The sequence below is a fragment of the Cypionkella sinensis genome, from assembly GCF_042646385.1.
Lineage (GTDB): Bacteria > Pseudomonadota > Alphaproteobacteria > Rhodobacterales > Rhodobacteraceae > Cypionkella > Cypionkella sinensis.
In genome coordinates, this window is record NZ_JBHRTO010000002.1 from 495,343 (window position 1) to 519,037 (window position 23,695).

At 61.4% G+C, this 23,695-nt stretch carries 18 protein-coding genes; 11 read left to right on the forward strand and 7 right to left on the reverse strand.

What is annotated here, in order from left to right; genetic code table 11:
* Positions 1 to 28: 28 nt before the first annotated feature.
* Together ACFOGH_RS17595 and pbpC are read left to right on the forward strand one after the other, a co-directional pair.
* Positions 29 to 5,407: an alpha-2-macroglobulin family protein gene (locus ACFOGH_RS17595; protein WP_380074900.1), complete on the forward strand. Its 5,379-nt coding sequence runs from the start codon at positions 29 to 31 to the stop codon at positions 5,405 to 5,407.
* A complete protein-coding gene (pbpC, locus tag ACFOGH_RS17600) occupies positions 5,404 to 7,446 on the forward strand; it encodes a penicillin-binding protein 1C (protein WP_380074474.1) in 2,043 nt (680 codons plus the stop codon). The genes ACFOGH_RS17595 and pbpC overlap by 4 nt, the downstream gene beginning before the upstream one ends.
* Before the next feature lie 6 nt (positions 7,447 to 7,452).
* Here the strand turns inward: pbpC and bktB are convergent, their stop codons facing one another.
* The 3 genes from bktB to ACFOGH_RS17615 are packed head-to-tail and all read right to left on the reverse strand — an operon-like array spanning position 7,453 to position 9,656.
* Positions 7,453 to 8,613 carry a beta-ketothiolase BktB gene (gene bktB, locus ACFOGH_RS17605; protein WP_380074475.1) on the reverse strand — a complete coding sequence of 387 codons (1,161 nt, stop codon included), beginning with the start codon at positions 8,611 to 8,613 and terminating at the stop codon, positions 7,453 to 7,455.
* A gap of 9 nt (positions 8,614 to 8,622) precedes the next feature.
* Complete coding sequence (gene maiA / locus ACFOGH_RS17610; RefSeq protein WP_380074476.1) at positions 8,623 to 9,234, reverse strand: maleylacetoacetate isomerase; 612 nt, start codon at positions 9,232 to 9,234, stop codon at positions 8,623 to 8,625.
* On the reverse strand, positions 9,231 to 9,656 hold the full coding sequence (locus ACFOGH_RS17615) for a MarR family winged helix-turn-helix transcriptional regulator (RefSeq protein WP_380074477.1): 426 nt from the start codon (positions 9,654 to 9,656) through the stop codon (positions 9,231 to 9,233). The genes maiA and ACFOGH_RS17615 overlap by 4 nt, the downstream gene beginning before the upstream one ends.
* Before the next feature lie 73 nt (positions 9,657 to 9,729).
* Between ACFOGH_RS17615 and ACFOGH_RS17620 the strand changes: the two genes are divergently transcribed.
* From ACFOGH_RS17620 to ACFOGH_RS17645, 6 genes are all read left to right on the forward strand, one after another.
* On the forward strand, positions 9,730 to 10,872 hold the full coding sequence (locus ACFOGH_RS17620; RefSeq protein ID WP_380074478.1) for an MFS transporter: 1,143 nt from the start codon (positions 9,730 to 9,732) through the stop codon (positions 10,870 to 10,872).
* Positions 10,873 to 10,995: 123 nt separating this feature from the next.
* Positions 10,996 to 12,357, forward strand: a complete 1,362-nt coding sequence (gene hmgA / locus ACFOGH_RS17625; protein ID WP_380074479.1) for a homogentisate 1,2-dioxygenase — start codon at positions 10,996 to 10,998, stop codon at positions 12,355 to 12,357.
* 79 nt (positions 12,358 to 12,436) lie between these two features.
* Complete coding sequence (fahA, locus tag ACFOGH_RS17630) at positions 12,437 to 13,702, forward strand: fumarylacetoacetase (RefSeq protein ID WP_380074480.1); 1,266 nt, start codon at positions 12,437 to 12,439, stop codon at positions 13,700 to 13,702.
* Positions 13,703 to 14,653: an MBL fold metallo-hydrolase gene (locus ACFOGH_RS17635; RefSeq protein ID WP_380074481.1), complete on the forward strand. Its 951-nt coding sequence runs from the start codon at positions 13,703 to 13,705 to the stop codon at positions 14,651 to 14,653.
* A gap of 4 nt (positions 14,654 to 14,657) precedes the next feature.
* Positions 14,658 to 16,202 carry an FAD-dependent monooxygenase gene (locus tag ACFOGH_RS17640; protein WP_380074482.1) on the forward strand — a complete coding sequence of 515 codons (1,545 nt, stop codon included), beginning with the start codon at positions 14,658 to 14,660 and terminating at the stop codon, positions 16,200 to 16,202.
* Positions 16,199 to 16,390: a DUF2783 domain-containing protein gene (locus ACFOGH_RS17645; protein WP_380074483.1), complete on the forward strand. Its 192-nt coding sequence runs from the start codon at positions 16,199 to 16,201 to the stop codon at positions 16,388 to 16,390. The genes ACFOGH_RS17640 and ACFOGH_RS17645 overlap by 4 nt, the downstream gene beginning before the upstream one ends.
* Here ACFOGH_RS17645 and ACFOGH_RS17650 read toward each other — a convergent pair whose 3' ends face one another.
* The 3 genes from ACFOGH_RS17650 to ACFOGH_RS17660 all read right to left on the reverse strand — a co-directional run bounded on the left by ACFOGH_RS17650 (position 16,391) and on the right by ACFOGH_RS17660 (position 20,007).
* Positions 16,391 to 17,122 (reverse strand): metallophosphoesterase, encoded by a 732-nt coding sequence (locus tag ACFOGH_RS17650; protein ID WP_380074484.1) that lies wholly within the window; start codon positions 17,120 to 17,122, stop codon positions 16,391 to 16,393. It lies immediately after the preceding gene.
* A gap of 88 nt (positions 17,123 to 17,210) precedes the next feature.
* A complete protein-coding gene (gene serA, locus ACFOGH_RS17655; protein WP_380074485.1) occupies positions 17,211 to 18,806 on the reverse strand; it encodes a phosphoglycerate dehydrogenase in 1,596 nt (531 codons plus the stop codon).
* Positions 18,807 to 18,858: 52 nt separating this feature from the next.
* The gene (locus ACFOGH_RS17660; RefSeq protein ID WP_380074486.1) at positions 18,859 to 20,007 is read right to left on the reverse strand and encodes a phosphoserine transaminase; all 1,149 of its coding nucleotides are present in this window, start codon (positions 20,005 to 20,007) and stop codon (positions 18,859 to 18,861) included.
* Between the two features lie 150 nt (positions 20,008 to 20,157).
* Here ACFOGH_RS17660 and serB point away from each other — a divergent pair, with 150 nt between their 5' ends.
* Genes serB through ACFOGH_RS17675 form a run of 3 tightly spaced genes read left to right on the forward strand, consistent with a single transcriptional unit; the run spans position 20,158 to position 22,272 of the window.
* The gene (serB, locus tag ACFOGH_RS17665) at positions 20,158 to 21,033 is read left to right on the forward strand and encodes a phosphoserine phosphatase SerB (protein WP_380074487.1); all 876 of its coding nucleotides are present in this window, start codon (positions 20,158 to 20,160) and stop codon (positions 21,031 to 21,033) included.
* A complete protein-coding gene (locus ACFOGH_RS17670; RefSeq protein ID WP_380074488.1) occupies positions 21,030 to 21,518 on the forward strand; it encodes a GNAT family N-acetyltransferase in 489 nt (162 codons plus the stop codon). Before serB ends, ACFOGH_RS17670 begins: the two co-directional genes overlap by 4 nt.
* Positions 21,511 to 22,272, forward strand: coding sequence for a TSUP family transporter (locus ACFOGH_RS17675; protein WP_380074489.1), 762 nt, complete (start codon positions 21,511 to 21,513; stop codon positions 22,270 to 22,272). Before ACFOGH_RS17670 ends, ACFOGH_RS17675 begins: the two co-directional genes overlap by 8 nt.
* Before the next feature lie 253 nt (positions 22,273 to 22,525).
* Here the strand turns inward: ACFOGH_RS17675 and zapE are convergent, their stop codons facing one another.
* Complete coding sequence (gene zapE, locus ACFOGH_RS17680) at positions 22,526 to 23,605, reverse strand: cell division protein ZapE (protein WP_380074490.1); 1,080 nt, start codon at positions 23,603 to 23,605, stop codon at positions 22,526 to 22,528.
* Positions 23,606 to 23,695: the final 90 nt, after the last annotated feature.

The window sequence follows — 23,695 nt, forward strand, 5'->3', positions numbered from 1 at the left end:
TGTTTCAACACTGTTTATTGCGTCGGCGATGCCGGTTGCGGCGCAAGAGCTGATTCCCGCCAAGCGCCTGAGCATCAGTGAAAACACCGACATGCCGGGGGGTGATATTTCGTCGATCTTCGACACTACACTGGAAGCCTGCCAGCGGGCTTGTCTGACCAACAAATTGTGCAAGGCCTTCACCTTCAACACGCGCAATGGGTCATGTTTTCCGAAATCAAAGGTCGGCGAAGCTGCGCCGTTTGACGGGGCCTATTCGGGCGAGGTGCTGGAATCGGCCAGCGGTGCGCAAGAACTTGCCAAAACCCGCCGTGCCGAGCTGAATTTCGTGCAGGATTGGGAGTTGGGCAGCATCACCCAGCAGGCCGCACAACTGGCCAACACGCATACCACCAACGGATATTCGGCCGAAGATCATCTGGGCGCTGCCGCGGATGCCGAGGCAAATGGCGATTACTTGCTGGCCAGCAATTACGCCGGGGCCGCACTGAACCTGACCGATTCTGCCGATGGCTGGGCCGAATATGCGCGGCTGTTGCTGGCGGCGGGGCAGAAGTCGGGGGATCGCGGCTATCTGGACCGGGCTTATTACGCATCGGTCAACGCCTATCTGCGGGCGGATAACAAGGCGCAGCAGCACTCGATTCTGCTGACGATGGGCACGGCGTTGGAGGCCACAGACCGCGGGCGCGATACAGTGCAGGCTTTGCGGTTGGCGCAGAAATTGCAGCCGCGCGATGACACGGCGCTGGCGCTGGATGATGCGATTGGCAAATACGGCTTCCGCATTGTCGATAACGTGGTGCAGACCGACACGGCGCGGCCGCGCATCTGTGTGAATTTCTCGGAAAATCTGGCGAAATCGGGGGTAGATTACGCAAGCTATGTCCAGTTGGCCGATGCAGGTTTGACCGTAACCACCGACGGCTGGCAGCAGCTTTGCGTCGAGGGCGTCACCTTTGGCTCGCGCAACACCATCACTTTCCGCGAGGGGTTGCCTGCGGCGGATGGGCAGACGCTGGCAAAGTCGATTAGCGTGACGGCCTATGTGCGTGACCGTAATCCGGGCGTGCGCTTTCCGGGCCGGGGCTATGTGCTGCCGCGCACGGGAGCAGCCTCGATTCCGGTTGAGACGGTGAACACAGAAAAGCTGGAACTGTCGCTGTATCGCGTGACGGATCGTAACCTGTTGCGTTCGTTGCAGAATGGTTACTTCGGCACGCCGATGGCGGAATATCAGGAATATGATTTCAGCAGCCAGATCGGCTCGGAAATCTGGAAGGGCGAAGGCGCGGTCAAGCAAGAGGTCAACGTCGACGTGACCACGCGCCTGCCGCTGGATGAGGCGCTGAAGGGCCAGCCTCCGGGCGTTTACGCATTGCGGGCGGCGGTGCCGGGGGTTGATCCCTATGTGGTGCCGGCGGGCTGGCAGTGGTTCGTGATCTCGGATCTGGGGCTGACCACGATGTCGGGTGTGGATGGGCTGCATGTGTTTGTCCGCAGCCTTGGCACGGCGGCGGCGGTTGATGGTGTGAGCGTCGATCTTTTGTCGAACACCAACGAGGTGCTGGGCACGGCCAAGACCGATGCGCAGGGCTATGCCAAGTTTGATGCGGCGCTGGCGCTGGGAACAGGCGGGCTGGCCCCGGCGATGATCGTGGCACATGACGATACCGATCTTGCGTTCCTGTCGCTGACCGATCCCGAATTTGATCTGTCGGATCGTGGTGTGGCGGGACGTGAGGCGGCACCGCCGGTCGATGTGTTCCTGACCACCGATCGCGGCGCATATCGCGCGGGTGAGACGATTTATGCCACCGCATTGGCGCGCGATGCCGAGACGGCGGCGATAGAGAACCTGCCGCTGACGGCGATTCTGAAGCGCCCGGATGGCGTGGAATACAGCCGCGCGCAGATGGCAGATGCCGGTGCAGGCGGGCATGTGTTTGCGCTGCCGGTGGGTGGATCGGCCCCGCGTGGGGTGTGGACGCTGGAGGTTTATGCCGATCTGGAAGCCGCTGCACTGACCAGCCAGACCGTTCTGGTGGAAGATTTCCTGCCCGAGCGCATCGACTTTACCCTGTCGCTGCCGGATCAGCCGATTCATCTGGGCGATGTGCCGCAGGTGAATGTGGATGCGAAGTATCTGTTTGGCGCACCAGGGGCTGACCTTGCGATTGAAGGCGAGGTTTTGCTGCGTGCCGCCAAAGAGCTTGAGGCTTGGCCGGGCTATGTGTTTGGCCGCTATGACGCGCCGTTTGATGCGCAACTGAACTCGTTCGGCGATCTGCGCACCGATGCGGAGGGCAAGGCGGTGGTCGATCTGGCGCTGCCAGAGGTGGAAGATCCGGGCCGTCCGCTGGAAATACGTGCGACGGTGCGGGTCGCCGAAGGCTCGGGCCGCCCGGTGGAACGCAAGGTCAGCAAGCTGCTGGCGCCGTCGTCGGATTTGATCGGTGTAAAGCCAATGTTCACCGATGTGGTGCCGGAAGGCTCTGACGCGACATTCAATCTGATCGGGATCGGGGCAGACACCAAGCCGGTGGCGATGAAGGTGAAATGGACCGTCACGCGGATTGAGGTGAATTATCAGTGGTATCAGAATGGTGGCTATTGGAATTGGGAGCCTGTGACCCGGCGCACCAAGGTTTCCGAAGGCACCGCTGATCTGGGGAACGAGCCCACCAAGATCTCGGCCCCGGTGCAATGGGGCGAGTATGAGGTGTTGGTGGAACGCACCGATGGCCCGCCTGCGGCAACATCGACCAACTTCTATGCAGGCTGGTATGCACCCGCCGATGCCACGGATTCGCCCGATACGCTGGAGTTGTCGCTGGACAAGCCGGCCTACAAGGCTGGCGACACTGCCAATCTGCGCATCGTGCCGCGTGCCGCTGGCACGGCTTTGATCACCGTGCTGTCGAACCGTCTGGTGTCGATGCAGGCAGTTGAGGTCAAGGAAGGCGAGAATGTGATCCCGCTGACCGTGACCGATGAATGGGGCGCGGGGGTTTATGTGACGGCTTCGGTGCTGCGTCCGATGGATGTGGCGGCGGGTCGCAATCCGGCGCGGGCGTTGGGGCTGACCCATGCCACGATTGACCCCGGCACACGGGCGCTGAAGGCAGTGGTGGAAACCGCAGCCGAGGCTGCCCCGCGTGGGCCGCTGGAGGTGGCGGTGAAGGTCGATGGGGTCGGGGCGGGCGATACCGCCTATGTCACCATCGCGGCGGTGGATCAGGGTATCTTGAACCTGACCGGCTTTCAGCCGCCGAACCCGCAAGACCATTACTTTGGCCAGCGCAAGCTGGGCGTCGGCATCCGTGATATCTATGGCCGGTTGATTGACGGGATGAACGGCGCCGAAGGCTCGGTCCGTTCGGGCGGTGATGCGGGGGCGCAGGCGCGTCTGCAAGCGCCGCCTCCGACAGAAGAACTGGTGGCGTATTTCACCGGCCCGGTGCAGGTGGGTGCCGATGGCTATGCCCGCACCTCGTTCACCCTGCCCTCGTTCAACGGCACGGTGAAGGTGATGGCGGTGGCGTGGTCGAAAAAGGGTGTCGGCCAAGCCAGCGCCGATGTGCTGGTGCGTGATCCGGTTGTGGTAACGGCATCGCTGCCACGCTTCATGCAACCGGGGGACAAATCGCGGCTGCTGCTGGAGATCGTGCATGCCACCGGGCCTTCGGGCCGGATGTCGCTGGATGTGTCCTCGGCTGGGTTGAAACTGGGCGATGTGCCGTCTGGCTTTGATCTGGCGGACAAAGCCAAGGCGAAATTTGCCATTCCGGTGACGGCAGATGCGATTGGCAATCAGACGATCGAGGTCGCGTTGACCACGCCGGATGGGAAGGTTTTGAAGAAAACCCTGACGGTTCCGGTGCAGATCAACGACCCGGAAGTGGTGCGAGTGTCGCGGCTTGATCTGAAAAAGGGGCAGGAGTTCACCTTTGATGCGAACGCTTTCGCAGGTCTGATCCCCGGTTCGGGCAAGGCCACGATGGCGGTGGGGCCGATTGCACGGCTGAATGCGCCGGGGGTTTTGGCGGCGCTGGATGCCTATCCCTATGGCTGCACCGAGCAGATCACCTCGAAAGCGCTGCCGTTGCTTTACTTCGATCAGGTTGCGGTGGCGATGGATCTGCCTGGGGCGGACAACATCAAGCTGCGGGTTGAACAAGCCGTGGAAGAAGTGCTGACCAATCAATCCTCTAACGGTTCTTTCGGACTGTGGGGGCCGGTTGAGAATGGCGGCGATTTCTGGCTGGATGCGTTTGTCACCGACTTCCTCAGTCGAGCAAAGGCGCGGGGCTATGCGGTGCCGGATCAGGCCTTCCGCAGCGCCTTGGACAATCTGCGCAATCAGGTCAACTATCAGGCCGATTTCGACAAAGGCGGGGAGGCTTTGGCCTATGCGCTGATGGTGCTGGCACGCGAAGGCGCGGCGGCGATTGGCGATCTGCGCTACTATGCCGATGTGAAGGGCGATGCTTTTGCAACGCCTGCCGCGATGGCGCAACTCGGGGCGGCTTTGGCAAGCTATGGCGATCAGCCGCGCGCCGATGCGATGTTCCGTCGTGCCGGTGTTGCCTTGGAAGCGCTGAAAGGGCCGGAGAAAGAGCAGATCTTCCGCGCCGACTATGGCACTAACTACCGCGATGCGGCGGCGGTGCTGGCTTTGGCTGCAGAGGCAGGCTCGAAAGCGGTGGATCAAGAGGCACTGACCTCGCGCATCGCCACCACTTCGGCGCTTTCAACGCAGGAAGCCACTTGGGCGCTGCTGGCGGCCAATGCGCTGATTGATCGCAAGGGCACGGATGGCATCCTGATCGACGGCGCACCTGCGTCGGGGCCGCTGGTCAAGGTGCTGGATGCTGCGAATACCGCGCCGGTGGTGGTGAAGAACGAAAGCGACAGCGACACCACGCTGACCGTGACCACCTATGGCGTGCCGTCCGAGCCGGAACCGGCAGGCGGCAGCGGCTATGCGATCACCCGCAATTACTACACGATGGACGGCCAGCCGACGACGCTGGAGGGGTTGAAGGTGGGCACCCGTCTGATCACCGTGCTGGAAGTCACGCCGTTTGGCCGAGGCGAGGCGCGGTTGATGGTGGCCGATCCGCTGCCCGCCGGGTTTGAGATCGACAACCCGAACCTGATGTCCTCGGGGACTGAGGCACTGTCGGAGCTGAATCTGGAAACCGAAGTGGCACATAGCGAATTCCGGCAGGACCGTTTCCTGACCGCGATTGACCGCTATGACAATGCGACGTTCCGGCTGGCCTATGTGGTGCGGGCGATCTCGCCCGGCACGTTCCACCACCCCGCAGCCTCGGTTGAGGATATGTATCGGCCCGATCTAACCGGGCGGACCGATGCGGGCACCGTTACCATCGCCGAGTGATGGGCGCGCGGTTTCTGTTTGTGCTGGCGGCGGGCCTTGGGCTCGCCGCCTTTTCACATGATCGCTTTGATCAATGGGTGGATGCGACGGTGCTGCCGCCGTTGCAGGTGGAAACCTCGGTCGAGGTGTTGGATCGGGGCGGCGCGTTGTTGCGCGCCTATACGGTGGCGGATGGCCGTTGGCGGCTGGCGGTGGCGCTGTCGGATGTGGATGCAGGCTATGTCGCGGCGCTGCTGGCCTATGAGGACAAGCGATTTTATCAGCATGGCGGGGTTGATCCGCAGGCGCTGGCGCGGGCGGCTTTGCAGGCGGTGTGGAACGGGCATGTCGTGTCGGGGGGATCGACGCTGACGATGCAAGTGGCGCGACTGCTGGAGGAAGGCACCACCGGGCAGATCGACGGCAAGCTGCGGCAGATGCGGGTGGCACTGGCACTGGAGCGGCGGCTGTCGAAACAGCAAATTCTGGCGCTGTATCTGCATCTTGCGCCCTATGGCGGCAATCTGGAAGGCATCCGGGCCGCGACGCTTTCCTATTTCGGCAAAGAGCCGGTGCGGTTGACGCCCGCCGAGGCGGCGCTGCTGGTTGCGATCCCACAAAGCCCCGAGACGCGCAGGCCGGACCGATCTGTCGCGCGGGCAACGGATGCGCGCGACCGGGTGCTGGCGCGGGCGCTGCGCGATGGGTTGATCGACAACGAGCAGATGGCTGCGGCGCGGACAGAAGTGGTGCCTGCACAGCGACGCCCCTTCCCTGCGCTGGCCCCGCATATGTCTGACCGGATCATTGCCGAAGAACCGGGGCAGCAGCGGCATCAACTGACGCTGGACAAGACGCTGCAAACCAAGCTGGAGCGTTTGGCGGCGGATGTGGTGGCCAGCCGGGGCGACCGGTTGCAGGTGGCGATTGTGGTGGCCGATCATGCCTCGGGCGAGGTGCTGGCCTCGGTCGGCTCGGCGGCGTTTCAGGCAGATCGGCGGGCGGGGTTTGTCGATATGACCCGCGCGATTCGTAGCCCCGGATCGACGCTGAAACCGCTGATCTATGGCTTGGCGTTTGACGATGGCCTCGCACACCCCGAAACGCTGATCGAGGACAAGCCGACAGATTTCAACGGCTACCGTCCACAGAATTTTGACCGCCATTTTCGCGGCACTATCCGTATCCGCGAGGCGTTGCAGGAATCGCTGAACATCCCCGTAGTGGCGCTGACCGATGCGCTGGGGCCTGCCAAGTTGTTGGCAGCACTGGATAAAGCGGGCGTGCGCTATCACGTGCCGGGGGGGCAGGCGGGGCTTGCGATTGCCTTGGGCGGCATTGGCGTCAGCCTTGAGGACATGGTGCAGCTTTACGCCGCCATCGGGCGCGGCGGTGTTGCGCTGCCGTTGACGCACCGCATCAATGGCGAGCGGCCGGAGGGACAGCGGGTATTGTCAGCGGCCTCGGCCTGGCAGGTGGGCGATATTCTGGCGGGGCTTGCACCGCCGCCCGGTGCACCGGAAAATCGCTTGGCCTACAAGACCGGCACCAGCTATGGCCACCGCGATGCCTGGGCGATTGGCTTTGATGGGCGGCATGTGATTGGTGTCTGGATGGGCAGACCGGATGGCACCCCGGTTCCGGGGGCTTTTGGTGCCGATCTGGCCGCACCGATCCTGTTTCAGGCCTTCGCGCGGCTGAAGCGCAATCTTGATCCGCAGCCCGATCCGCCGCCCGCGACGCTGTTGGTGTCGAATGCCGAGTTGCCGCAGCCATTGCAGCGGTTCCGCAACCGCAATGCCGCGTTCCAGCCCGACAAGGACGCGCCCAGCGTGGCTTTCCCACCGGATGGGGCCGAGGTGGAAATGCTGCCCGAAGGCCTGCTGGTGCGGGTGTCGGGCGGCAAGGCCCCCTATACTTGGCTGGCAAACGGGGTGCCGGTGGCGATCTCGCTGGGAGGGCGGGAGACGATCCTGAACAGCCTTGGACGTGGCTTCATCACGCTCTCGGTGATTGATGCCACGGGCCGGTCTGCGCGGGCAAAGGTGCGGCTGCGCTGAGCCCGATCAGGCCTTTTCGATGGCCAGCGCGATGCCCTGCCCGCCGCCGATGCACATGGTGATAAGGGCGGTCTTGCCGCCTGCACGCTGCAACTCGGCCAGCGCCTTGGCGACAAGGATCGCCCCGGTGGCTCCGACAGGATGGCCCAAGGCAATCGCGCCGCCGTTCGGGTTCACCTTTGCCGGATCAAGACCCAGATCGCGGCTGACCGCCAATGCCTGCGCCGCGAAAGCCTCGTTTGATTCCACCACGTCGAAACTGTCAGGTGTCACCCCAAGCTTTGCACAGAGCGCCTGCACCGCCGGGATCGGCCCGAGGCCCATGACTTTCGGATCAACCCCCGCCACCGCATAGCCCATGATGCGCGCCACAGCGCCGCCCGGATTGCCGCGCGACAGGATCACCGCCGCAGCACCGTCATTGATGCCCGAGGCATTGCCCGCCGTCACCGTGCCATCCTTGGCAAAGGCAGGGCGCAGGCCTGCAAGGGCCGCAAGTGTCGTGGCCTTGGGATGTTCGTCTTGCGCAAAGATGGTGTGGCCCTTGCGGCCTGTGAGTTCGACCGGCGCGATCTGCGAGACAAAGCGCCCTTCGGCAATCGCGCACGCGGCGCGGTTTTGTGATTCCAGCGCAAAGGCGTCCTGATCCTCACGCGTAATGCCGTATTGGGCGGCGACATTCTCGGCGGTGATGCCCATATGGCCGGTGCCAAACGGGCAGGTCAGCGCGCCCGTCATCATGTCGATCAGTTTGGTATCGCCCATCTTTTGTCCAAAGCGGGCGGACTGCACCGCGTAGGGCGCACGGCTCATACACTCCGCCCCGCCTGCGAGTGCGATTTCGGCGTCGCCCAGCATCAGCATCTGCATGGCCGAGACGATGGCCTGCGCGCCCGATCCGCACAGGCGGTTGACGTTCATCGCAGGGCTGGTTTCCGGCACACCCGCCTGCATGGCGGCGACACGGGCGAGATACATATCGCGCGGCTCGGTGTTGATGACATGGCCGAAAACCACGGTGCCAACCTGCGCGGCCTCGATCCCCGCCCGTGCAATCGCGGCTTTAGCGGCATAGGTTGCGATATCAATCGGCGGCATCGCAGACAGTGACCCGCCAAAGCCACCGATGGCGGTGCGGGCAGTTGAGAGGATATAGATGTCGGTCATGGCTGCCCTTCAGGGTTTGACGCGATCCGGGTGCGCGGCGGCGATCGCGGGGATTTCCCGCAGCTTAGCCACAATCTGCATGGTTTTGGGCAACAACGTCACGTCAACACCGACACGTTCTGCGTTGAAGACCTGCGGCACAAGGCAAAGGTCGGCCATCGTGACCTGATCACCGTGGCAGTAAAGCCTCTTGCCCGTCAACATCGCCTCGAACGCAGTCAGACCTTTGGTGATGTAGTGGCGCGTCCAATCCTCGCTGGTCATAACACCCATCGAGCCGACATGATCGCGCACCGACAGATTGCAGACCGGGGCAATTTCCATCGCAATGGCATAGGACAAGACCCGCACCTGCGCCCGCGCGGCTGCATCTTTGGGCAACAGACCACCACGGGTTTCGTCAAGATATTCGATGATCGCCAAAGATTGCGTCAACCGCAGCCCGTCGATTTCCAGCGTCGGCACAAGGCCTTGCGGGTTGCGCGCGAGATTTTCGGCGCTGCGATGTTCACCCTTTAGCAGATCAACCGGGTGGCTTTCGTAGGGCAAGTCCAGCAGGTTCAACGCCATCCGCACGCGATACGCCGCGGACGAGCGCCAATAGTCATAAAGCCTGATCATCTTTCCTCCAGCAAACGCAGCAGAATGGTGCGAAACATCGCCGCATCGGGGCCGATCTGAGCAAGCACCTGCGCCTGATAGGCATCGGCAATCGGCACGATCCGTGCAATCAGATCCCGACCCTTGACGGTCAACCGCATGTCCAGCAGGCGACGATCCTCTAGGTTTTCACGCTTTTCGATCAGGCCCGCGGTTTCAAGCCGGGCGGCGGCACGGCTGACCTTGGATTTATCCATATCGACCTTGGCCTGAATTTCGCGCACCGAGACTTGATCCGACTGCGCCAGATGCGCCAGAACCCGCCATTCCGGGATCGTCAGGCCAAATTCGGCCCGATACAGCTCGGAAAATCCTTTTGAGATGCGGCTGGCAGCAACAGCCAATTGATAGGGCAGGAAAGCGGAAAGATCAAAACTCGTCATCTGTGGCCTCGTTTTGCACAAGCCTGCCTGCTGGGGAAAGATTTCGCAAGCGGGGGCCGTTGACAGTGCCGTGTTGGCAAGGGACACCGGGCGCGGCAACCCGGAGTGTGATGTGCGCGACCTGATCAAATCCAACCTTGCGCTGCTGACCGTCAGTATCGCGAGTTTCATCCTGATGGGTGCGGGAACAGCGCTCTATGGCCCTGCCCTGCCAGTGTTTGCGCGCAGCTTTGACATTCAGATCGGCACTGCGGGGCTGTTGATCTCGGCGCATTGGATCGGCTGTTCGATTGGCGTGGCGGCGATGTTCGTGGTGGGCGCGCGTGCGACGCCGCAATGGGTGGTTGCGCTGATGACATTGGGCGTCGGGCTGATGGCACTGGGTTTGGGCTGGCCGCTGACGCTGCTGGGCGCGGTGCTTTTTGGAGCCGGCTATGGCTGTGCTACGGTGGTGTTCAACCCGCGGATGTTGCGGGCGTTTGGCGCGCGCGGGCCTGCGATGCTGAGCCTGTTGAACGCCACCTTCGGCATCGGGGCGATTGGTGCGCCACTGGTGTTCGTGGCGCTTGGCAATGATCCGGTGCTGAGCTTTGCGATCTGCGCGGTGATCGGTGTGGTGATCACCGCCTGCGCCGGGCCTGCGGGGCGCGAGGCAAGCGTGACGGCGACCGCATCGACCATGCCGTTCCGGCTGAACCTGCCGATGCTGGTGTTCGGCGCGGTGGCAATCAGCGTCGAGGCCTGCCTGACCGGGCTAGGCCCGACCGCCCTGATCAAGGCCGGGCTGTCGGAGACTGCCGCGGCGCAACTGTTGTCGGCGTTCTTTCTGGCGTTTCTCGCCGCGCGCCTGTGTCTGATGGTGGTGGCCACATGGCTTCCTGCCTTCACGCTGTTCACGCTGGCGCTGCTGGGTGCCTGTGCGTCGGCGCTGATCGCCGCGCTGTGGTCGCCGGGTGTGGGATTTGTGGGCTTGGGCTTTTTCGCGGGCATGTTCTTCCCGACCGAATATGTCACCGCAACGCGCAAGATGGGTGACAATCCCAAGGTGGCCCCGACGATCATCGGTGCCGGGTTGGTCGGTGGCGTGTTCGCGCCGCTGATCATGTCGCCGTTTCTGGGCGCGATGGGGCCGCATGGCTTTTTCTGGGTGACCGCCTGCGTCACGGGTGCGCTTGCCCTTGCAGCCTTGGCCAATCTACGGGCGATGAACAGCTAACAAGATAATGCTTTACGGGTGTTTGGCCATGCCTTGGACAATCACCTTGACATCGTTGCACTTGCAACGATATTTTCCAGACATAGATTTACGCCGCCCCGAATCCCGCTGCACGAGGCTGACATGAACACCCAAAGCCTGCCCTCTGGTCTGCACCGCGCGGCCACCACGCTTGGCACCCATGCCCATTACATGCCCGGTTTCGGCAATGATTTTGAGACCGAGGCGCTGCCCGGTGCCTTGCCGCAGGGCATGAACTCGCCGCAGAAATGCAACTACGGGCTTTACGGCGAACAGCTTTCCGGCACCGCCTTTACTGCGCCCAGCCACCAGAACGAACGCACTTGGTGCTATCGCATCCGCCCTTCGGTGAAGCACACGCATCGGTTTGAAAAGATCGACGTGCCATATTGGAAATCTGCGCCGCATATCGACCCGGATGTGATCTCGCTGGGTCAATACCGCTGGGATCCGGTGCCGCACGGCGACGCCGCGCTGACTTGGATCACCGGCATGCGCACCATGACGACGGCGGGCGATGTGAACACGCAGGTCGGCATGGCCAGCCATATCTATCTGGTCACGCAGTCGATGCAGGATGAGTACTTCTTCAGCGCCGACAGCGAGTTGCTGATCGTGCCGCAGCAAGGCCGCCTGCGGTTCTGCACCGAACTGGGCATCATTGATCTGGAACCGCAGGAAATCGCGGTGATCCCGCGCGGGCTGGTGTATCGGGTTGAAGTGCTGGAAGGCCCCGCTCGTGGCTTTGTCTGCGAGAATTACGGACAAAAGTTCACATTGCCGGGACGCGGGCCGATTGGCGCGAATTGCATGGCCAATCCGCGCGACTTCAAGACCCCGGTTGCGGCATTTGAAGATCGCGAAGTGCCGTCTTCGGTGGTGGTGAAATGGTGCGGGCAGTTCCACCGCACCCGCATCGGCCACAGCCCGCTGGATGTGGTGGCGTGGCATGGCAATTACGCGCCGGTGAAATACGATCTGCGCACCTATTGCCCGGTCGGCGCGATCTTGTTCGATCATCCCGACCCGTCGATCTTTACGGTTCTGACCGCTCCTTCCGGCGTGGAAGGCACCGCGAATATCGACTTCGTACTGTTCCGCGAGCGTTGGATGGTGGCCGAAAACACTTTCCGCCCGCCGTGGTATCACAAGAACATCATGTCGGAACTGATGGGCAATATTTACGGCATTTACGACGCCAAACCCAAAGGGTTTGTGCCGGGTGGTATGAGCCTCCACAACATGATGTTGCCGCACGGGCCGGACAAGCAAGCGTTTGAGGGCGCTTCGAATGCCGTCTTGAAGGCGGAAAAGCTGGACGAGACTATGTCCTTTATGTTTGAGACCCGCTTCCCGCAACACCTGACCGCCTTCGCCGCGAAAGAAGCGCCGTTACAGGACGATTACATTGATTGCTGGGAGTCTCTGGCGAAGAAATTCGATGGCACGCCGGGGGTGAAATGATCAGCGCCGCCTGCTCTCATCAGCGCATTGACAGTGCCATCTGCTTGCGCGCATGCCTCGGGCTTTTGGAGGTTGCGCGATGAAACTGCTGAAGTCCTGGGTGGAAAGCGCGAATTCCGCGACGACCGATTTTCCGCTGAACAACCTGCCCTGTGGCGTGTTTTCGGTGGGTGATGAACCGGCCCGCTGCGGTGTGGCGATTGGCGATTTTGTGCTGGATATCAGCGCGCTAGAGGCCGAGGGCCTGCTCACTTTGGCCGATCAGCCGCTGTTCGACGTGCCGTTCTGGAACGAACTGATGGAGGCTGGCCCGACCGTCTGGGCAGAATTTCGTGCCCAGATCACCGCCATGCTGACAGAAGGTGCCAGCAAACGCTGGATCATCGAGGATCATCTGGTGCCGCGCGCCGAAGTGAGCCTGCATCTGCCGTTTGTCGTCGCCGAATACACCGATTTTTATGCCGGGCGCCATCACGCCACCAACGTCGGCACCATGTTCCGCGGTGCAGAAAATGCGCTACCGCCGAACTGGCTGCATATGCCGATTGGTTATAATGGCCGCGCATCATCCGTAGTGGTTTCGGGAACGGACATCCGCAGACCCTGGGGGCAGTTGAAAGGCCCCGAGTTTGAAGCCCCCATCTTCGCGCCCTCGCGCCGGTTTGATATCGAGCTGGAACTTGGCGCAGTGGTGGGGCAGGCATCGACGCATGGTCAGCCGGTGACGGTGGCCGAAGCCGATGCAATGATCTTTGGCTATGTTCTGCTAAACGATTGGTCTGCCAGAGATATTCAGGCTTGGGAATATCAGCCGCTCGGCCCGTTTCAGGCCAAGGCAACCGCCACCAGCATTAGCCCGTGGATCGTGATGAAAGCTGCTTTGGAGCCTTTCCGCACCGCGACTCCACCGCGCGACCTGCCACTTTTGCCGCATCTGGTCGAACCGGGTCCAATGCTTTACAACGTGGCATTGGAAGTTGGACTGAAACCGAACAATGGTTCGGAAACGGTGATCAGTCGCACGAACTATGCAGAAATGTATTACTCTGCAGCGCAGCAACTGGCGCATCACACCACCTCGGGCTGTGCCATGAACATCGGCGATCTGCTGGGTTCTGGGACGATTTCGGGCCCCACCAAAGACAGCCGGGGCAGCCTGCTGGAACTGTCTTGGGGTGGCAAGGAACCGTTTGCAATCGCAGGCGGCAGCCGCAGTTTTATCGAAGACAATGACACCCTGACACTGCGCGGCGCGGCGCTAGGGGATGGCTATCGGATCGGGTTTGGTGCGTGTTGGGGCAAGGTGATCCCTGCCCTCGCGGACCCTTATGCAAGGAAAACATGAATGAGCAAGGCGTTCGCATCGCAGGGTGATCTGACCGACAAGAAGACTTCTTTTGTCGAAATCGGCGACGGAATTTATGCGTTCACCGCCGAGGGCGATCCGAACTCGGGCGTGATCATCGGCGACGATTCTGTGATGGTGATTGAGGCGCAGGCGACGCCGCGTCTGGCGCGCAAAGTGGTGGACTGTATCCGCAGCGTCACCGACAAGCCGATCAGCCATCTGGTGCTGACGCATTATCATGCCGTGCGGGTTCTTGGTGCAAGTGCTTATGGTGCAAGGGAAATCATCATGTCGGATGCCGCGCGCGGCATGGTGATGGAACGCGGGCAAGAGGATTGGGACAGCGAATTCGGCCGCTTCCCCCGACTGTTCCAAGGCCACGAAGAAATCCCCGGACTGACTTTGCCGACCACCACCTTCAGCGATCACATGACGGTCTATCTGGGCAAGCGCCGGGTCGATATCATGCATCTGGGGCGGGCGCATACGGCGGGCGATGCGGTGGTCTGGGTGCCGGATGCAGAGGTGATGTTCACCGGCGATATCGTCGAATACCACTCGGCCTGCTACTGCGGCGATGGGCATTTTGCCGATTGGACCAGCACCTTGGCCCGGATCGCGGATTTTGACCCGAAGGCGATTGCGCCGGGGCGCGGCGACGCCCTGATCGGACGCGAGATGGTGGGCAAAGCTATCACCGCTACGGCTGATTTCGTCGCCAGCACCTATCGTCCTGCGGCAAAAGTAGCGGCGCGTGGCGGCAGTTTGAAGCAGGCATGGGATGCGGTCCGGGCTGAATGTGACCATAAGTTCGCTCATTTCGCGATCTACGAACACTGCTTGCCGTTCAATGTCGCCCGCGCCTATGACGAGGCTCGCGGCATTGCAACACCACGGGTCTGGACGGCAGAGCGCGACCGTCAGATGTGGGCGGAACTGCAGGGTTGATGCGATGGCCTACACGCATCAACATTTTGAATATGTTAAACCTTATGGCCTGACGGCGATAGAGCCACGCCACAAGGTAATCATTGTCGGCGCTGGCCCGATTGGGCTGGCGATGGCGATTGAACTGGCCAATCATGGTGTCAAGGCAACCGTGTTGGACGACAACAACGTGGTGTCCGTGGGCTCGCGTGCGATTTGCTGGAGCAAGCGCTCTCTTGAGATTTTGGATCGTTTGGGCATAGGTGAACGCTGCGTCACAAAAGGCGTTACCTGGAAAGTCGGGCGCACCTTTCATCGCGATAAGGAAGTCTTTTCCTTTGATCTGCTGCCGGAAGACGGGCACAAGATGCCCGCCTTCGTGAACCTGCAACAGTATTTTGTCGAAGAATTTCTGGTGCAGCGCGCGGAGGAATTGGGCGTTGATCTGCGCTGGAAAAACCGGGTGACGGCGCTAGAGCAGCACGACGATTTCGCGACGCTGAAAGTGGAAACGCCCGATGGCACCTACAGCCTTGATGCCGATTGGGTGATTGCCTGCGACGGCGCGCGCAGCCCGATCCGCGAAATGATGCGGCTGGAATTTGATGGCGAGTTGTTTGAGGAGCGCTTTCTGATCGCCGACATCGAAATGCAAGGCAATTTCGCCAGCGAGCGGTGGTTCTGGTTCGAACCAAATTTCCATCCCGGCCAATCGGCCTTGCTGCACAAACAGCCTGACAACATTTATCGCATAGATCTTCAGCTTGGCTGGGATACCGACCCAGAGATGGAAAAGCGCCCGGAAAACGTCATCCCGCGCATCGAAAAAGTTGTCGGACACAGCGATTTCAAACTGGATTGGGTCAGCGTCTATACGTTTCAATGTCGGCGTTTACGAAGCTTTGTTCACAATCGCGTTCTGTTCGTTGGCGATAGCGCGCACATCGTCTCACCGTTTGGCGCGCGCGGCGGGAATGGCGGCTTGGGTGATGTCGATGCGCTGGGATGGCGGTTGGCAGCGGTTGTAAACGGCGCTGCTGAGGCGGCGGTTTTGCAGGGATATGACCGGGAGCGCTGCTATGGCGCAGATGAGAATCTGCTCAATTCCAGCCGCTCAACCCGCTTCATGTCGCCCGAACCGGGTGTTGAGCGGCTGTTTCGCGATGCCGTTTTGCATCTGGCTGCGCATGCTGATTTCGCCCGCCCGATGGTAAACTCTGGCCGTCTGTCGCGCCCCTGCGTCTACCCGTTGCGGGCCCCAGACGCACCGCTGCCAGCAGCCGCGCGGCCGGGTGCCGTCGCACCAGAAGCACCGTTGGAAGCGGGCTGGATGACCGAGGCTTTGGGTGGGGATTTTGTGATTCTGGCCTTGGGTTGTGACGCGCCGCAGACCGAATTGCGCGTACTGACGCCGAAGTTGAACGACACGTTGCGCCGTCGTTATCTGGGGGATCAACCGCAAGCGATCTATCTGATCCGGCCCGATCAAGTGGTGGCGGCGCGTTGGCTGACGGCCCTGTCGGGCGATGTGGAACAGGCCTTGGCACAAAGTTGGAGCGGCGCTGCATGACATTGAAAACTCAGTCGAATATTGCCGATTCAGACGGATTTTACGCTGACCTTCTGGCCGCGCATCATGGATTGAGCGAGGCGGAAAGCCACGCGATGAACGCACGGCTTGTGTTGATCTTGGCAAATCACATCGGGGATGCCGAAGTGCTGGCGCAGGCTTTGGCGCTGGCCAAAATGGGGCGCTGACTATTCCGGCAGCAGGGGCGTGCGCCCGGTAGCGGTCAGGTGGAAAACATCGCGGCCCTCTAGCACGACCACGGTCAGCGGCCCGCCATAGGCGGCGCTGGAATCGATATTGACCCGATTGCCGTAGTGCGTGGGCACGTCCAGCGCGGTGTGGCCGTGGACAATCAGCGCGCCGTGGTCCGAGGTATCTTCCAGCCAGCCCTTGCGGATCCAGACCAGATCATCCTCGCTCTGGCTGCCGATGATAATGCCGGGGCGGATGCCGGCGTGGACGTAGATCACTGCGCCGCGCTGAAAATAGCTGGGGCGGGAGGTTAGGAAATCCAGATGCGCCTGCGGCACGGCGGCCACCGCTTCGGCATAGACAGCAGCCAGCGGGCGATCTGCCGCATTTTTTACGCCGTAGGATGCCAGCGTGGCCGCGCCGCCGATCTTGGGGTGCAGGTAAGACAGGTCGGAACGCAGGCAGGGATCGTGATAGTTGAAGTCAGCGATGTAGTTTGTGAACATCCGGTCATGATTGCCTTTCAGCACCACCCAATCCTGCCCCGAGGCGATGCCGTTGCGCAAATAGTCCACCACGCCGCGACAATCGGGCCCGCGATCGACCAGATCGCCGACATGCACAACCGGCGCTGCGCCATGTTTGGCCTGATCTTCGGCGATCCAACCGTGGACCTCTTTCAGCAGATCAATATGGCCGTGGATGTCGCCGATGGCATAGGTTCTCATGCGTGCCTCATGCAGAAAAGGCCGGGGGGCTTCACGCCCCCCGGACCCCCTGTGGGATATTTATGAACAGATGAAATGGCAAGGCGGCTTAAGCCACTTCGAACTGCAACGCCTTGACCTGCTGGAACATGCCGGTGGATTCCAGCGTTTCGAGCACTTTCGGATCAATCGCCTGATCGAGATACAGGATGGCGATGGCCTGTTTGCCGATACCTTCCCGGCCAAGGGTAAAGTTGGCGATGTTGACGTTGTTTTTCGACATCGTCATGCCCAACAGCCCGATGATCCCCGGCACGTCTTCGTTGGTGGTGTAGAGCATATGCGCGCCGATTTCGGCATCGATGTTGATGCCCTTGATCTGGATGAAGCGCGGCTTGCCATCGCTGAAGCAGGTGCCCGCAACCGAGCGTTCGCGCTTTTCCGTCACCATCGTCACCTTGATATAGGCGTCAAAGGTGCCGGTCTTGTCTTGGCGGGTGGTTGAGATCTGGATACCTTTGTCTTTCGCGACAATCGGGGCCGAGACCAAGTTCACATCCGGGTTCTGGGTTTTCAGAACGCCCGCAATCACCGCCGAATTCAGTGCGGCCAGATTCATGCCCGCGACAGTGCCATCGTAAAGGATGTTGATTGCCTTGATCGGCTCATCCGTCATCTGGCCGATGAAAGCGCCGAGGTGGCTCGCGAGTTTGATCCACGGCCCCATCACGGCGGCTTCTTCAGCGGTGACGTTCGGCATGTTCAGCGCATTGGAAACCGCCCCGGTCAGCAGATAATCCGACATCTGTTCAGCCACTTGCAACGCGACGTTTTCCTGCGCTTCAGTGGTCGATGCGCCCAAATGCGGGGTGCAGACGACGTTGGGCAGATTGAACAGCGGGCTTTCGGTGGCGGGTTCCACCTCGAACACGTCCAGCGCCGCGCCTGCGACATGGCCGGATTTCAGGGCTGCGGCCAAGGCAACCTCATCCACCAAACCGCCGCGGGCGCAGTTGATGATGCGCACGCCTTTCTTGGTTTTTGCCAGATTTTCTGCCGACAGAATGTTGCGGGTCTTGTCGGTCAAGGGCACGTGCAGGGTGATGAAATCGGCGCGGGCCAGCAACTCATCCAACTCCACCTTGGTGACGCCCAGTTGCTTGGCGCGCTCATCCGACAGGAAGGGGTCGAAGGCCACGACCTTCATATGCAGGCCAACGGCGCGGTTGCAGACGATGCCGCCGATGTTGCCCGCACCAATCACGCCAAGGGTTTTGTTGAACAATTCCACGCCCATGAAGCGGGATTTCTCCCATTTGCCAGCTTGGGTGCTGGCGTTCGCTTCGGGCAATTGCCGCGCCACGGCGAACATCATTGCGATGGCATGTTCGGCAGTGGTGATCGAGTTGCCGAACGGCGTGTTCATCACGATCACGCCCTTTTTCGACGCGGCGGGGATGTCGACGTTATCCACGCCGATACCCGCACGGCCAATCACTTTCAGCTTGCTGGCAACGCTGAGCAGTTTCTCGGTGGCCTTGGTGGCCGAGCGGATCGCAAGGCCATCGTATTGGTCAATGATCGCAGCCAGCGCGTCTTTGTCTTTGCCAAGCTTCGGCATGTAATCCACCTCGACGCCACGGTCGCGGAAGATTTGAACGGCGGTTTCGGAAAGTTCGTCGGATACGAGAACGCGGGGGGCCATGATGGACTCCATATGAAATGAGGGGGGGGTGGGCGCGTTGCCCACCGCGGTTTCAAACCTGAGCAGCGATTTCCGCGTGGAACGCATGTGTGATCCACGGCATCAGCGCGGCCACGTCAGCGGTTTCCACGGTAGAGCCGCACCAGATCCGCAGGCCAGCGGGTGCGTCGCGATAAGCGCCAATGTCATAGGCGACCTTGGCCTGCTCCAGCCGTTTGGCGACGGCTTTGGCAAAAGCCTCACCATCTTTGATGCGCGGATCGTTGAACTTCAGGCAGACAGAGGTGGTCGAGGCAATCTCTGGGGTTTCCGCCAGATTTTGCAGCCACGGATTTGCGGTACAGAAATCCCACACCACCTGCGCATTGGCTTTGGCGCGGGCGACAAGGCCAGCAAGCCCGCCCACCGACTGTGCCCATTTCAGCGACACAAGGTAATCTTCCACCGCCAGCATCGACGGCGTGTTGATGGTCTCTCCCACGAAGATGCCTTCGATGACTTTGCCTTTGCTGGTCATGCGGAAAATCTTCGGCAGCGGCCATGCGGGCGTGTAGCTTTCCAGCCGTTCCACCGCGCGGGGCGACAGAATGATCATGCCATGCGCCCCTTCGCCGCCCAGCACTTTCTGCCAGCTAAAGGTGGTCACATCCAACTTGGCCCAATCCAGATCCATAGCGAAAGCTGCCGAGGTGGCGTCGCAGATGGTCAGGCCTTGGCGGTCTGCCGGGATCGCATCAGCATTGGGCAGGCGGCAGCCCGAAGTCGTGCCGTTCCAGGTGAACACCACGTCAGAATTGAAATCGACCGTGGCAAAATCAACGATCTGACCATAGGGCGCGATTTTTACCTTCGCATCCAGCTTCAACTGTTTGACAACATCCGTCACCCAGCCTTCGCCAAAGCTTTCCCACGCCAGCATCTCGACCGGGCGGGCCCCCAGCAGCGACCACATTGCCATCTCAACCGCGCCGGTGTCAGAACCGGGGACGATGCCAATGCGATAGTCGGCGGGGACGTTCAGAATGTCTCGGGTCAGGTCAATCGCCTGTTTCAGCTTGGCCTTGCCAACGCTGGCACGGTGCGAGCGGCCCAAGGGCGCATCGCCAAGCATATCAAGGGTATAACCGGGGATTTTGGCGCAAGGGCCAGAAGAAAAACGCGGGTTTGCCGGACGCGTCGCCGGGGCGGGTAGATCAGCCATGGTATCCTCGCAGATATAAGCCCTTCGTTGGGGAAGGGTGTCCCGCCGCCGTGCATATTGGCCGCGCCGGGGTGGCGCAAGCCAGAAAAGCGCGCTATTCCGGCGCATCATCTGCAAAAACCGACACGAAACTCCACTATCGGAAACATCATGTTCATAGCCACTTTGCTGACCAACCCCGACCGCCCTGTGCTTGACCGCGTGACGGTCGAGTCGCTGCGCAATGCCTGGGGTGGTGGCGATGCGGTCTGGCTTGATCCGGGTGTGGCGGCGGAATTTCCGCTGGAGGAGATGCCTGCGAACCGCTGGGAGGTGTGGCAGGGCATGCAGGGAATCGGCGTCGATCTGGTGGTGCAGCGGGCGGACGGGCGGCGAAAAAAGCTGTTGATTGCCGATATGGACAGCACGATGATCCAGCAGGAATGTATAGACGAGCTGGCCGATGAGGCTGGCGTTGGTGCGCATGTCGCTGGCATCACCGCTCGGGCGATGAATGGCGAGTTGGACTTCGAGGATGCCCTGCGCGAGCGGGTGGGTTTGCTCGCGGGCCTGCCAGAACAGGTGATTGGTCAGGTGATCCGCGACCGGATCACCCTGATGCCGGGCGGGCCGGTGTTGCTGGCAACGATGAAGGCAAATGGGGGCTATGCGGCACTGGTCTCGGGCGGGTTCACCGCGTTTACCGGGGCGATTGCAACGCGGCTGGGGTTTGATGAAAACCGGGCCAATACCTTGTTGGTCGCGGACGGCGTGTTGACCGGCAAGGTCGCCGATCCGATCCTTGGTCGGGCGGCGAAGGTCTTGGCGCTGGAGGACATCTCGGCACGGCTGGGGATTTCGGTGGCCGAGGCGATGGCGGTGGGGGACGGCGCGAATGATCTGGGGATGTTGGGGCTGGCGGGCGCGGGCGTGGCGCTGCACGCCAAGCCGAACGTTGCCGCGCAGTGCGATCTGCGGGTGAACCATGGTGATCTGACGGCGCTTCTGTATATGCAGGGCTACACCCGTGAGGAGTTCGTGCTGTGATTATCCGCCCCGCCACGCCGCAAGATGCCGCTGCGATGTCCGATCTGCAGAACCGGATCATCCGCATTGGTGGCACGACCGCGCATGAGGTGGAGCATGACGCGGCCTATGTCGACAGCCACTACATCAGCGGGCCGGGGGTGATCTGCTGTCATCTGGCCGAGGATGCCAGCGGTTTGATCGGGTTTCAGTCGATGGCTCGCAACAGCGCGTTGCCCGAAGCTTGGGGCGACATTGGCAGCTATGTAAACCCGGATCGGCAGCGCACGGGCGCGGGGGCTGCCCTGTTCGCGGCGACGCTGGAGGTGGCGCGGGCGCGGGGGATCACCGCGATTAACGCGACGATCCGCGGCGATAATGTGCCGGGTCTCGGGTATTACAGCCGTCGCGGGTTTGTCGACTACGCAAGCGAGCCGGACTATCAGTTGAAAGACGGCCGTCGTGTCGGGCGGATTTCCAAGCGGTTCGACGTAACCGATGTTTGAAATCGCCACCCATCTCGCCCTGATGCTGGCCTGCGCCGCCTTTGTTGCGGGGTTTGTCGATGCGATCGCGGGCGGGGGAGGGTTGATCTCGGTCCCTGCGCTGCTGCTGGCAGGGGCGTCGCCGATCGAGGCTTTGGCCACCAACAAGCTTCAGGGCAGTTTCGGTGCAGGCACGGCGGCACTGGCCTATGCGCGGGCGGGGCATGTGAAGCCTGCGGAACAATTGGGCATGGCGGCGGTTTCAGCGGCGGGCGGGGCGTTGGGGGCGCTGGTGGCGCATCTGATGCCGGCCGAGGTGCTGCGGGTGATCATGCCGGTGATTCTGGTGGCGGTGGCGCTGTTCTTTGCCTTCAAACCGGGGCTGAGCGATGCGGACCGGGTCGAGCGGATCAAGCCTGCGGTGTTCACCTTCACCGCCGTGCCGCTGATCACGGCCTACGATGGTTTCTTCGGGCCGGGCACCGGCAGCTTTCTGATGCTGGCGTTTGTGATGCTGGCGGGGTTTGGGGTTTTGAAGGCGACGGCCCACACGAAGATGTTGAACTTCGCCTCGAATATCGGCTCACTTTCCGTCTTTGTCTGGAGCGGGGCGATGTGGTGGGGCGTGGGGCTGGCGATGGCGGGGGGTCAGGTGGCAGGCGCGGCTTTGGGGGCAAGGCTGGCGATGCGGATCGGGGCACGGCTGATCAAGCCCTTGCTTGTCGTGACCTCGACGGGGATGGCCTTGCGGCTGCTCTGGCAGGCGTTTGGGTGATGGTCCCAACTCGGGACCAAATTTTGTTATTTCTTATCAATGGTTTGACATAGACGATTTAAGGAATTTTTAACGTTTTGATCTGTCCAGAGGTTGAACTGGGGGTTTCACACCCCCAGACCCCGGTGGGATACTTGAGCAGAGAGGATGACAATTTTAGTAAAATTTGCCTTCATCTTGGCGAAAATACTCCACGGGGGTCCGGGGGTGTGAAACCCCCGGCTTCGCTGGCCCAAGCCGCGCTAGCTGCTGGCTATTGTCCCCAATCCGCCGCCTGCATCTCACGCAAACGGCTGGCTGTGCGCTCGAACTCGAAACTTCCCGAGCCTTCGATATACAACCGCTCGGGTTCGTCTGCCGCCGAGCAGATCAGTTTGGTTTTCGCCTCATACAAGGCATCAATCAGGGTGACGAAGCGTTTGGCTTCGTTGTAGTTGCTGGCGGAAAGCTGTGGAATGTCTTCTAGGATCAGCACCCGCACGGCGGATGCAATCGCAAGAAAATCGGCGGGGCCAAGCGGTTTGGCGCAAAGCTCCCAGAAACTTGCCCGACCGATGCCGTTGGCAAAGCGCGGCAGGATGGTTTCGCGGCCATTGACGGGCAGACGCAAAGGCTCGCCTGCGGCCCCCCCGGTCAGATCGCGCCAGATTGCGTTGATGGCATCCTTGGCTTTGCCTGCGGGTTGGAAATACACCTGCGCCCCGGTCAGGCGGTGTTGGCGGTAATCGTTGGGCGAGGCGATTTCCAGCACTTCCAGCCGTTCGCGCAGCATGGCGATGAAGGGCAGAAACAAGGCACGGCTGAGGCCGTCTTTATACAGATCCTCGGGCGGGCGGTTCGAGGTGGTGACGATCACCACGCCCGCCGCCAGCAGTTTTTCAAACAAGCGGCCCACGATCATCGCGTCGGTGATGTCGGTGATCTGCATTTCATCAAAGGCCAGCAGGCGGATGTCGCGGGAGATCGCCTCGGCCACCGGGGCGATGGCATCATCGACGCCGCCTTTGCGGGCCTCGTGCATGGCGTGATGGATTTCCTGCATGAAGGCGTGGAAATGCACGCGGCGTTTCTGGATGATGGCCAGATTGGCAAAGAACAGATCCATCAGCATCGATTTGCCGCGCCCGACACCGCCCCACAAATACAGGCCCTTAGGCGGGGTGACGGGTTTGGCAAACAGGCCGGCGAACAGGCCGACCTTGCGGGTGGCGTTGGCCTCGAGCCACAGCCGCAGTTCCTCTAACCCCGGCAGCAGGGCAAGTTGCGCGGGGTCGGCGCGCAAACGGCCTGCGGCGACTTCGGCGCTGTAGATCTCGGTCAGGGTCATTCGCATACCGTTGTATACCAGCGGTTTTGGGCCGGGGGAAGGCGTGGCGGGTCATTGCTTCAGAGTAAACGTGATCGCGGATATGGCAATCTGAGG